This window comes from Halorubrum sp. Atlit-8R, assembly GCF_003666025.1.
GTDB classification, from domain to species: Archaea; Halobacteriota; Halobacteria; order Halobacteriales; family Haloferacaceae; genus Halorubrum; species Halorubrum salinarum.
Window position 1 is genome coordinate 1 of record NZ_QPLV01000035.1, and the last position, 529, is coordinate 529.

Genomic DNA, 529 nt, shown 5'->3' on the forward strand with positions numbered 1-529 from the left:
TATTGAAAGATGGGCAAGAAACCGGGAATAAACCTGGTAAGACACTTAGAGCGTAGATTCGGGCACTTCTGAGAGGTGTGTCCGACTCACGATTTCTTTTGACACAAACCACACCCTAGTAAGCAAGGTGCCCCCTATTAGTCAATCCAGTTTGATTGAGAAACAGAGTCAGACAATGTCAAACAAATCTATGCCAGATACTGACAGACGAAAATTATTAAAGACGATTGCCGCAGGCGCAACTGTTGGACCTGCTACGCTTCTCTCGGGGTGTACTGGAGGTGACGCGAAGACTGACGTTGGAGGGTCAACCACCGAACAGTCCGAGCAAGATACTGAAACCGGTTCCAGTGGCGGTTCAGATGCGACGGATTCACTTAGCCTCCGTATCCTTCTGGACCACCCGTTCGACCAGTTCGACCACAACACCGGATGGATGGGACCACCGGCACGGGATATCTACCAGAACCTCGTTGACCGTGACTACGATATGAAACTTCAGCCAGGAATGCTGAAGAGTTGGTCTTTT

At 49.7% G+C, this 529-nt stretch carries 1 pseudogene; it reads left to right on the forward strand.

Annotation, left to right across the window (positions count from 1 at the left end):
- Positions 1-190: 190 nt before the first annotated feature.
- Positions 191-529 (forward strand): annotated as a pseudogene (locus tag DVK05_RS17625) (ABC transporter substrate-binding protein); the annotation flags it as partial.